The following is a 10,584-nucleotide window of genomic DNA, read 5'->3' as shown; positions in this document are numbered from 1 at the left end:
CTCGTCATGCTCGTCATGCTCGTCATGCTCGTCATGCTCGTCATGCTCGTCATGCTCGTCATGCTCGTCATGCTCGTCATGCTCGTTAGCTACCTCCCATGGGCTTTCAAGTGTGGTATCGAGTAATTCACACGTATTGCTCAGGGTAAAAATATCGTCAAAGCGCTGAAAAACCTTTTGCGTTTCTTTATAACGTTTTTTCTCGCTAGCCGTGGATGGCGCGTATTCAAACCCCAGAACATCAGCAGCAGGCAGCTGCAGCACAAACTGCCACTCACTTCCCGCTTGTAGGATTTGTAGTTTGCCTTCGCCGTGAGTATGAGGCGCAGCATGAACAGCGTTGATACCCATCCCAGCCAAATTCAATCCGACAAAAGTACCTACCTTAAGAAAAGTTGAAGAGGCGCGTAGCGCTTTTTGTGAATTCTTCCACGTAATAGAAATAGTTTTCATTTTTACCTCTTGCGTAAACGTTACAATATAACATACCATAAAAATAAATATGATACATTATCACATTACACAAATTCAGAGGTTAGAATAATGAAACTGTCTCGATTGGCGTTAGGCTTATCGCTTTCAGCGCCTGCGTTGCTATTAGCATCTCCGTCAGCGCTGGCACAAACACTTTCTGGCACGGTAACTAATGCAGCCGGAAAGCCGCTCGCCAATGCCACTGTTGAAATTGAGGCGCTAAAGCGCGTTACCAGCACTAACGAGCTGGGCGAGTTTACTTTCTCTAACGTAAAGGAAGGCGACTATACGCTTCACATATTCGCCTCTGGCTTCGCTCACTTACATGAGCATGCGCAAGTTCAATCTGACAACGCAGAAGGCGCTAACTTTGTCTTGGCGCGCAGTGCTATCGAAGTGATTGACGTGCACGCCACGCCTATGCATTTATCGGTGATGGAATCGGCCACACCAGTGAGCGTGTTATCTGGCGAAACCTTACGTCGGCAACAAGCGGCCACGCTGGGCGATACGCTAGAAAAATTACCCGGCGTACAGTCTAACTTCCATGGCAATGTTGCGAGCACGCCAATTATTCGTGGCCTTAGCGGACCACGGGTACTGATTACTCAAAATGGCTTGGATGTGAGCGACGTTTCCCGTGTTGGCCCCGACCACGCAGTAGCAAGTGAAGCCTCAACCGCTAAACAAATTGAAGTGCTGCGTGGGCCAGCAACCCTGTTCTTCGGAAGCGGTGCGATAGGCGGTGTGGTGAACGTAGTTGACCAACGTGTGCCCACGTCCACTGAAACGCGCGGTGAATTTGTATTAGAAACGCAAACCGTTAACGACCAGAAACTTGGAACGTTTAACGTGACTACTGGCGTGGACAACATGGCCTTCTATGCTGACGGTTTTTATCGCGATTCAAATGATTATGAAACACCTGTTGCCCCTGACATTGATGACCCAGATGGCGCCCATGTGGTTGAAAACAGTGACGAAGAATCGAATGGGTTTACGTTAGGGACCAGCTACTTATTCGACCAAGGCTATGTTGGCGTAGCGGTAGAGCGATTTGAGCGAGAATATGGCGTGCCTGGGCACAGTCACGGCGGAGATACTTCGGTATTCGCTGATCTTGAGCAAACGAAGTATCAGCTTTTAGGTGAGTACAACTTTACCAATGACTTTTTGCAAAGTGTTCACTTTAAAGCGGGCTATACCGATTATGAACATGCTGAAGTTGAGGGCGGTTCAGTAGGTACCACTTTTAGTAATGAAACCGAAGAACTTCGTGTAGAGCTATTGCATAAACCCATGGCCGGCTGGCGTGGCGGTATCAGCCTTCATTACAAAGGAAGCGATGTATTTGCTCAAGGTGAAGAAGCCTTTACCCCTCCTTCAGAAATGGAGATGTTTGCTATAGCTTTAATGGAAGAACGCCATTTTGGTGACTTCTTGGTTCAGTTAGGGGCGCGAGCGGAAAGAGTAACATTAGACGCATCAAGTGTGCTGTTGCCTGAGCTTGACGCTCACGAGCACGACGATGAGCATGCCCACGACGAACATGATCATGAAGGCAGCGAGTTCGTACGACAGTTCACGGTAGATCAAGAGTTTACACCTATATCGCTATCAGCGGGTGTGGTTTATACCATTAATGAAAGCTATAACGTGGGCGTTTCACTTTCCCGTTCAGAGCGCGCCCCTTCTGCCTCTGAGCTTCTTTCTTTTGGCCCGCATATTGGCACCCGTACCTATGAGATAGGCGCCTTGTTTGATTTGTCAGAAGAAGGTGAGTTTGTGCTTTCTCAAACGGCAATCGATCTTGAGACAGCAAACAACATCGACCTAACGTTCAGAAAAACACAGGGCGACGTTGGTTTTGTATTTAATGCCTTTTATAACCAAGTAGATAACTACTACTTCCAAAAAGAAACCGGCTTATTCGCTGAAAGTGGGCACGACCATGCTCACGGTGAAGAAGGTCATGGGGACGAAGGCCACGACCACGATCATGGAGAAGAGACCCACGGCGAAGAAGGGCATGGCGAGCATAGCGACGAATTACCTGTTTATCTGTTTGGTTCAGCTGACGCCATCCTTCATGGTTTTGAGTTACAAGTTGCCTGGCAGACAACTGACAACCTAAAACTCGATTTCTTCGCCGACTACGTTAAAGCCCGCCTTAAAGATGGTGGCGCACTGCCTCGCACTTCGCCCATGCGAGTGGGCTCACACGTTGCCTACACGTTAGATAACATTCGCGCAGATTTAGACATCACATATTTTGCAAAACAAGACGATATCTCGACGTTCGAGACTGAAACGGACGGCTACACCCTTGTTGATGCTTCAATCACGTACGACATTCCTTTGGGAGATATTGATTTATCGGTTTACCTGAGCGGTGAAAACCTAACCGACGAAGAAGCGCGTGTTCACACCTCATTTTTGAAAGATATTGCACCACGTCCGGGTAGAAACTTTGCTTTCGGCGTACGCGGTTATTTCTAAGATCAGCTTATAAAAAAGAATTATTGATAGGGATACACACATGAAAAATAGACTAGTACTAAGCGCCATAGCCAGCGCACTTTTGCTTGCCGGCTGTGGTGATGCAGAAACCAATATTGTAGAGCGGGATCCTATTGAGGTGCCAGAGGATGATCACGACGATCACGTCTCAGACTATGAAATTGAAAGTGAAGGCAGATTGGTTGTTGCCGATGCTGCATCAAATACGCTCACTGTCTTTGATCTAGATGATAATTCAGTACTTGATACGTTTTCTGCAACCTTTGATGGAAGCAGTGTAAGCGCCTCCGCAGACTATCGCTTTGCAGTCATCAACAGCCGAGCAAACGGATTAACTGAGTTTCTTGATGGTGGATTATGGCGAGAAGATCACGTAGAGCACCTGCACGACTATGAAGAAGCCCCAAGTCTATCTGGTTTCACACTTGAAGGTAGTCAACCAACTCACGTAGTATCACACGACGGTCAGCTTGCTGTGTTTTACGACGGAAATGTCGATACCAGCATGCCGGCAGCGGTAAAAGTGGTAACTGATACTCAAATTGCCAGTGAAATTACAGAAGTTCCTACTTTGGAATTTACTGTAAATATGCACGGTGTCGCGGAACCGCGTGGAGACATGCTAATTAGTACTGTACGTCGTGATGATGCAGAGTCTCGTTCTGCTAACCCAATCTTGCCAGACAGCGTTGCGGTATATCACTGGCATGATGGCGAGTACGAAGAAGAGCAACGCTTTGATGGCGAGTGTGCTGATTTACATGGCGCCGCTCAAAACGAAATCGCTGTGGCATTTGGCTGTAGCGACGGCGTATTAATTCTCAATGAAGATGATGAGGTATTTACCAGCGCGTTTATTGACAACATTGATGGGCTTGACGATCTGCGCATTGGCACAATGTATGGACATGATCACGCAGAAGCGTTTATTGGCATTGCTTCACAGCACGGCGGTGGCAGCGCCATCTTGGCCAATGTGTCGCCTGTAACTAGCACAATGAGCGTGATTGACTGGCAGCCAGGGATTGACGCTCATGCAGTGTCATACGGTTTCTCAATGGGCGGTGAATTCTTTGTTATTTTAGATGACAAAGGTTTTGTAACACTGCTAGAAGCGCATGCAGAAGACGGTGACTCGCACTGGGAATTTACGCACAAAATTGATGTGGCTAGTGCCAGCGCCGCAAACCTAGCAGAAGGTCAGTCATTTAGCATGGCGGCATCGCAACACGAAGAAGCCTTGTTTGTTGTTGATCCTGTTGCGCAAGCTATCCTTGCTGTTGATTTGGAAGCCGAGACCACGGAAACCTTGCTTGAACTGGACTTTGAGCCTGCAGGTGCAGTTTGGCTAGGTATTGCTGAAGAACACGAGCACGACGATCACGACCACTAATACACAGTGGCATTTCACTAACGAAAGAGCAGGCTATAAGCCTGCTCTTTTAAGTTTTAACTACGCTTAGCAAGGCATTATTTTGGCAGAGGAATAAATTCGCGGTCATCACCCGGAATAGTTGGGAATAACCCGTTTGCCCAACGAGCCTCAGCGTCTTCTATTTTCTCTTGAGAGTACGCCAAAAAGTTCCAACGTAAAATGGGTTGTTTCTCCATTTTCTTGCCACCTAAAAGAAAGTAGCGACTATTCTCTATGGTTTCAATTTCACTTTCATCGTCCAGTAGCACAAACTCGCCAGTGCTGAATACTTCATCGCCTAGTTTTACTTTTCCAGAAATAACGTAACAGGCCGTTTGAGAATTGCCACACGGACGCTCAATAACCGCTCCTGCTTCTGTTATTACATCTAAATAAAACATGGGTGAGTATGTCTTAACCGGTGACGTATAGCCGTACGCTTCCCCTGCAATTAGTCGCATCAGCACTTTTTCACGATGTATATAAGGCAGTTTAGCTTTGTTAACGTGTATAAAGCTGGGCTCCATATCTGCCTTTTCTTCAGGCAATGCAACCCAGCACTGCAAGCCGTTTAGCACATGATCACTGCCTCGGGTTTCAATGGTCTCTCGTTCAGAGTGAACAATGCCTTTACCCGCTGTCATCCAGTTTACGTCACCAGGCTGTATTTCCTGAATAGTGCCTAAGCTATCCCTATGCAGCATACTACCTTCCATTAAATAACTAATGGTGGCCAGTCCTATATGCGGGTGGGGCCTAACGTTAATGCCGCTGCCTGCTGGGAAATGTGCAGGTCCCATATGGTCAACAAAAACAAATGGGCCAATGCTCCTTGCGTCAACGTGGGGAATAATGCGGCTTACTGAGAAGCCACCTAAATCTTTTTTGTGAGATGAAATTCGTTTTGCCATGATCTTTCTCAATTAACGTTGTTGGGAGAAGTTAACCGGTGACCACGCGGGCTCGGCTGTTTCTATTGGTGTTGCGAGTTCTGGGTACTGCTGTCTATCGGCAAAAACGACAGTGCCGTCTACGACAGTTAACTGTGCTTGTGTGTTTAGCAATGCATTTTCACTTACTGTTAAGATATCGTGGTTAAGAATAGCAAAGTCAGCGTAAAAGCCAGGCTGTAATCTACCCTTAACGTTTTCTTCTCCAGATAGTGCAGCGCTGCCTTGAGTAAATAGCTTAAGGGCTGTCAGTCTGTCTACATGTTCTGTACCTAAATCAAAACCACCCACGGTTTTTCCGCTCACTGCCCAGTAATAGGTTGCCCATGGATTAAAACTTGAAACGCGGGTACCGTCTGTGCCTAAGCCTACTGTGATACCAGCACTAAGCATTTGCTTTATAGGGGGCGTGCGCTTGGCTTGCTCGGCGCCATATCGCTCAACGAAATCCTCACCGGCAAAGGCCATACGACCTTGCACCGCAATCGAGCCACCTAACGCTTTAATGCGCGAAAGGTTTTCATCAGACACCGTCTCGGCGTGGTCGATTATCCAGCGCACGCTATCAACGGGCTGTGTTGAGTGAATATGTTCAAGTACGTTTAAAATACGTGTTATAGATTGGTCATAAGTGGCATGGAGCCTAAACGGCCACTGCTGCAATAGATGAAGCCTAATCACTTCTTCCAGCGCATCTTCGGCTTCGCCTGGAAGTTCAGGGCGTGGCGCACGAAAGTTTTCATAGTCTGACGCTTTATAAGTGAGTAGCTCGCCGCCCCCTTCAATTACATAGCCATTGTCTAAATGAATATGCTGGTTTTGATTTGCTTCATACTTACTCATCCATGTAGCAAAACTCACCATTTCTTTATTAGGCACTTGCGGGAACAAGTAATTAGAAACCCGTATCGGTAACTCACCGAGCTTGGCAAGGGTTTCACTGGCTGTATAGTCTTCAGGAAAGGTATGGCCACCGCCGCCTGCGTCTACTACGCTGGTTACGCCTAAGCTAAGTAATTTGCGATAAAACTGTCGACTGGAATTTAACTGCTCATTTGCGCTTAGCTGAGGCAGCGCTGCAATGGTTTTATACAAAATCATTGGGTTGGGTTGAGCAAGCAAAACACCTGTGGGGTTGCCGTTAGCATCTCGCTCTATCACGCTTCCCTTTGGTGCTTGGGTGTCTTTGTCTATTCCCAGTGCTTCAAGGCCTTTTTTATTGAGCACACCACCTGAGTAAAGATGAAGCACAAATACAGGTGTGTTTGGCGCGATGTCGGTAAGCTCTTGTGGTGTAGGTAAGCGCTTCTCTTCAAATTGATAAGGGCTGAAACCTCCAATGACTCTTACCCATTGCCCCTTGGGCGTGCGTTGGGCTTGTGCCTCTAGCATGGCCAAGCCTTCTTTCAAGCTTGTAATGCCTTCCCAGCGAGTTTCTAAGTTATAAAAACGTCCCCCGCGCGTTACGTGCATATGCGAGTCATTAATACCTGGAATGAGCCGCTGTCCTTTTGCATCGATTACTTGAGTGGCACTATCTGCGTCTGCTAGCAGCTGTTGGGCATCTTGCGAAAAGGCGCTAAATTTACCGTTTTCTACGCTAAGAGCCGTATAGGTTTGGCCGCTCGAATTTGTGATTTTTGCATTTACAACGATCAGATCTGGGGCAGCCATTGCCTGGCTAGCGCCAAACAATAGAGCAACAATCGAAAAACGTGACAATAATAAATTCATGGGATAGCTCCTAGTTATTGCTGCTTTGGCTAGTGGTTTGTTGACCTGACTGGGCTGCAAAATAAGTGGCTAGGGCGTCAATATCGTCATCGCTAAGCCCTGATGCATTGGGGCGCATGATGCTGGCCATACCGCCTTTCCTGATGCCGTCGCGATAAGCTTTGAGTGCATAAACTAGGTACGGTTTGTTCTGACCTGCCAAATTAGGATTACTTTCAATGTTGGCAATACCTGTTTCACCGTGACACCCCATACAATATTGTGAAAGTGTTTGGCCTTTTTCGTATTGCGCGCTATCGGTATTAGCGCTAACGCTGAAAGAAAGTGTTGCGATATAAAGCGCAGTCAATAGTGCTACAAGTGGGTGCAAAGCTCTCATGTTAAACTCCTCGTGCAGTAACGATACAAGTGCGACAGGTCACGGTGACCTGTCGCATTGAAGGCTACTGGCCTTCTTTGGCGTTAAACATTTCGGTTGCGTAAATAAGGCCTAAACCGTATCCTCCAGCATGTTCTTTTGCGATGTTTGTCACGTCCACATAGCTTTCAGTGCGAGCCCAATCACGTTGAAGTTCTAGAAGGTACTGCAACCAAGTAATGGGCTGAGCACCTGCCTGAATCATACGCTGAACCGCCATGTCGTGAGCTTCTTTAGATACACCGCCAGACGCATCGGTTACAAAATACACGTCATAGCCTTCTTCAATGGCAGACAGCACTGGCCCTACACCGCAAACTTCTGTCCAAAGCGCTGCAATAACAATTTTGTTCTTTTTAAATTTCTTAACCTTGTCGGTGACTCGCTTATCTTCCCAGGTGTTCATCGTTGTGCGGTCAATAGGTGTTTGGTCGGGGAATACTGCTTTTAATTCCGGGAAAAGCGGGCCGCTGAATGACTTTTCAGCTACGGTTGTCAGAATAGTGGGTACGTTAAACGCCTTGGCAGATTTTGCTAGACCTGTCACGTTGTTGCGCACGTCTTCGATTGAATGTGAGCGTGTTGCAAACGCCATTTGAGGCTGGTGGTCAATAAGAATGACCGTGTGATTGTCGGGGGTAAGAAGACTCTTGGCTGGCTCTCCCGCTTGCACAGAAGGGACAAGAAAGGTTAAGCCAGTAACAAGTGCTGCCATTGATTTTTTAATATTGAACATTGTGATTTCCTCTTGGATTAAGTTTGTCGTGAGTACTTCGTAAACCTCGAGATAAATCTTATGTTCGTTTTACTTGGTTTAAAATGCGTAATATTTCGATATATTATTCTAATTTTTAGAATAATAAATTTAAATTTGAGAGAATCACGCAAAATCTAACAAGTCAGTACCGAAGAAGTTATCGATGACACAGCGCCATTCTCCACTTGCATCCCTTTGCAGAACATAAACGGCGCGCTTACCCTCGCAGGGTAGGGCGTTGGGTGTTGCTTTGGGAACAAGGTAAAGCTTCGCGACGACTAGCGCTACTTCACCGGCTTGTATAACCCGTTCATCTCCGGTTGTAACAAAATGATCGGGCATGAATTTCTTTTGAAATTTAAGCAGGGCTTCAACGCAGTCGCGCTGCGTGGCATGTTCTTCAGCGGCTTGGTTTTGCGTTGAGCTGGACATGGGGGTCGCGACCACTGTTGCATCGCTAGCATAACATTGGGATAAGGCGTCTTGATCGCCGCGGTTTACTGCGTCATGCAACTGTTGTAACACGTGAGATATTGGATTGTTCATGGCTGTCGTTCCGTTATTTTTACCGCAAGACGAGCCAATAAAAAACCCGCCTTTGCGGCGGGTTTAGTGAATTCTATTTACGCACTACCTAACCCGCCCATTCCTTAGAATAGCGAGAATAATAATCAGCGCAGTCGCTGAGTAAGCAGTATGTGTAATCGTGTTTTTAGGCATAGTATTTAAAAACAGTGCGCTGCTAGTGAGTATTTAATGACCCGAGTATCCTGTGCACAATGAAGAAAGTCAATGGGTTTTTAGGTGTAGAAATTAGACCCATGCGAGTGGGTGGGCAAGCGGTAAGTGTAAGATATAAGATGTAAGGTTTAACGTTACCCTAGGCTTCAAATATGGTAATGCGAATAATCGAGCCCTGCTTTAAACAATCATAAATATCTCTATCAGTGAACCCGCTATTGCGGAGAAGTTGCCTGGCAACTAGCTTAGCGCCTTTTGTACATTGCTTGTCGTGTATTATCCGAAGTGCTTTGTTTAAATAACTAATAGAAGGCATGATAAATAACCTAACGCGCTAGGCGTGATTTTTGTATGATATTTAAACGATATGTTTTGGTGTAATGATCACTCAAACCATACAAACTGTGTTACGAATTAAGGTGGAATTTGACCCTTGGAGTTACTTTATAGCTGGTTAACGGCCAATGATGCGATGTCGATGTCATCATCAGTAATACTTGTTGTTACCTCCTTCTTTACGTCGATGATGACAGCAACGCTGGGTATTGGTGGCGGGGTCTTATTACTGGCAGTAATGGCCGGTACTATGCCAGTCAATGCGCTGATCCCGGTTCACGGTTTAGTACAGCTTGGTTCGAACGGCAACCGTGCACTGATGACGGCAAAGCATATCGACTGGAATATGCTGAAGTATTTTTCTTTAGGCGCAATTGTGGGCGCTTTTTTGGCCTCGTTTGTTGTGGTTCAGCTGCCGTTGGTTATTATTCAATTTGCGGTTGCTGCATTTATTTTATTTCTGGTGTGGGGGAGTAAACCCAAAGCACAAGAAATGAACCCCGCGGGTAGAACATTGGCAGGGTTGGTAACCACGTTGGTTTCAATGTTTGTAGGTGCCACAGGGCCTTTGGTGGCGGCATTTGTACACCGAAATAATTACAGCAAAATGCAGATTACCGGCACGTTTGCCAGCTGTATGACACTGCAACACGGCCTTAAAGCGTTTGTTTTTACCTTTGTAGGGTTTTCTTTTGCCCAGTGGGCCGGGCTAATCATTATCATGATTGCCAGTGGTGCGCTCGGCACATTCATCGGCTTGAAAGTATTAAAGCGTGTCCCAGCTGAAAAATTTATGCTGGCGTTCAAGATAGTGGTGACACTGTTAGCTATTAGGCTAATTGTTGACGCAAGTAAGCATCTTTACTAGGAGATACCTTTATTATAAAGGGGTTATATTATGTAAGTGGTATCGAAATTTTATAATTTTTACCCGAAGTTGACACAAACTCAAATGATACACGAGTACCTACTTTCTGAGATATATAGCTTTTAGCCTGACTTGCAGGGCATCCTGGAATTTTACATCCCATAATACTAATCAACTTGTCTCCTGTTTCAACGCCTAAAGATTCAGCAAGTGAATTAGGTTCGACTGACTGTACTGTCGCGCTGGTGACCTCTGGCGCAAAGAAACCTTTGACTGTAACGTTAAGCTTAAAGCCAGTTTCTTTTTTTTCGGCTGCTTCAGCTTGGAGCGTTAAAAGTGTTACAAGTGACAAAATTAGTAGTCGACACATAA

The 10,584-nt window shown here is 46.2% G+C and carries 10 protein-coding genes; 3 read left to right on the top strand and 7 right to left on the bottom strand.

From position 1 onward, the window contains the following. A partial coding sequence (locus tag AC0J2X_RS10885) for a ZrgA family zinc uptake protein (protein ID WP_472996031.1) occupies positions 1-453 on the bottom strand: 453 nt, incomplete at its 3' end. Between the two features lie 90 nt (positions 454-543). On the opposite strand from AC0J2X_RS10885, the gene AC0J2X_RS10880 reads away from it, so the two are divergent. Together AC0J2X_RS10880 and AC0J2X_RS10875 are read left to right on the top strand one after the other, a co-directional pair. After that, entirely contained in the window at positions 544-2,973 is a 2,430-nt protein-coding gene (locus AC0J2X_RS10880; RefSeq protein ID WP_472996030.1) for a TonB-dependent receptor, read from the top strand. 40 nt (positions 2,974-3,013) lie between these two features. Further along, complete coding sequence (locus tag AC0J2X_RS10875; protein WP_472996029.1) at positions 3,014-4,387, top strand: 5-methyltetrahydrofolate--homocysteine methyltransferase; 1,374 nt, start codon at positions 3,014-3,016, stop codon at positions 4,385-4,387. A gap of 77 nt (positions 4,388-4,464) precedes the next feature. Here the strand turns inward: AC0J2X_RS10875 and AC0J2X_RS10870 are convergent, their stop codons facing one another. From AC0J2X_RS10870 to AC0J2X_RS10850, 5 genes are all read right to left on the bottom strand, one after another. Then, a complete protein-coding gene (locus AC0J2X_RS10870) occupies positions 4,465-5,319 on the bottom strand; it encodes a pirin family protein (RefSeq protein ID WP_472996027.1) in 855 nt (284 codons plus the stop codon). A 12-nt stretch (positions 5,320-5,331) separates the two neighbouring features. After that, positions 5,332-7,092: an amidohydrolase gene (locus AC0J2X_RS10865; protein ID WP_472996026.1), complete on the bottom strand. Its 1,761-nt coding sequence runs from the start codon at positions 7,090-7,092 to the stop codon at positions 5,332-5,334. A 10-nt stretch (positions 7,093-7,102) separates the two neighbouring features. Then, on the bottom strand, positions 7,103-7,471 hold the full coding sequence (locus AC0J2X_RS10860) for a c-type cytochrome (RefSeq protein ID WP_472996025.1): 369 nt from the start codon (positions 7,469-7,471) through the stop codon (positions 7,103-7,105). A 64-nt stretch (positions 7,472-7,535) separates the two neighbouring features. Further along, complete coding sequence (locus tag AC0J2X_RS10855) at positions 7,536-8,246, bottom strand: hydrolase (RefSeq protein WP_014951159.1); 711 nt, start codon at positions 8,244-8,246, stop codon at positions 7,536-7,538. 144 nt (positions 8,247-8,390) lie between these two features. After that, positions 8,391-8,813, bottom strand: coding sequence for a YybH family protein (locus tag AC0J2X_RS10850; protein WP_472996024.1), 423 nt, complete (start codon positions 8,811-8,813; stop codon positions 8,391-8,393). Positions 8,814-9,441: 628 nt separating this feature from the next. On the opposite strand from AC0J2X_RS10850, the gene AC0J2X_RS10845 reads away from it, so the two are divergent. Then, entirely contained in the window at positions 9,442-10,212 is a 771-nt protein-coding gene (locus AC0J2X_RS10845) for a sulfite exporter TauE/SafE family protein (RefSeq protein WP_472996023.1), read from the top strand. Between the two features lie 28 nt (positions 10,213-10,240). On the opposite strand, the gene AC0J2X_RS10840 is transcribed toward AC0J2X_RS10845, so the two are convergent. Continuing rightward, positions 10,241-10,582 (bottom strand): PDZ domain-containing protein, encoded by a 342-nt coding sequence (locus tag AC0J2X_RS10840; protein WP_334038733.1) that lies wholly within the window; start codon positions 10,580-10,582, stop codon positions 10,241-10,243. Positions 10,583-10,584: the final 2 nt, after the last annotated feature.

The organism is Alteromonas sp. R7, assembly GCF_055755235.1.
Note: the sequence above shows the minus strand (reverse complement) of the source record. Positions and strands in the feature narration are given on the sequence as shown.

Bases quoted from the DNA above. Each gene is read 5' to 3' on its own strand.
- AC0J2X_RS10860 (WP_472996025.1), bottom strand. From the start codon at position 7,471: ATGAGAGCTTTGCACCCACTTGTAGCACTATTGACTGCGCTTTATATC.
- AC0J2X_RS10850 (WP_472996024.1), bottom strand. From the start codon at position 8,813: ATGAACAATCCAATATCTCACGTGTTACAACAGTTGCATGACGCAGTA.
- AC0J2X_RS10865 (WP_472996026.1), bottom strand. From the start codon at position 7,092: ATGAATTTATTATTGTCACGTTTTTCGATTGTTGCTCTATTGTTTGGC.
- AC0J2X_RS10875 (WP_472996029.1), top strand. From the start codon at position 3,014: ATGAAAAATAGACTAGTACTAAGCGCCATAGCCAGCGCACTTTTGCTT.
- AC0J2X_RS10855 (WP_014951159.1), bottom strand. From the start codon at position 8,246: ATGTTCAATATTAAAAAATCAATGGCAGCACTTGTTACTGGCTTAACC.
- AC0J2X_RS10880 (WP_472996030.1), top strand. From the start codon at position 544: ATGAAACTGTCTCGATTGGCGTTAGGCTTATCGCTTTCAGCGCCTGCG.
- AC0J2X_RS10870 (WP_472996027.1), bottom strand. From the start codon at position 5,319: ATGGCAAAACGAATTTCATCTCACAAAAAAGATTTAGGTGGCTTCTCA.
- AC0J2X_RS10840 (WP_334038733.1), bottom strand. From the start codon at position 10,582: ATGTGTCGACTACTAATTTTGTCACTTGTAACACTTTTAACGCTCCAA.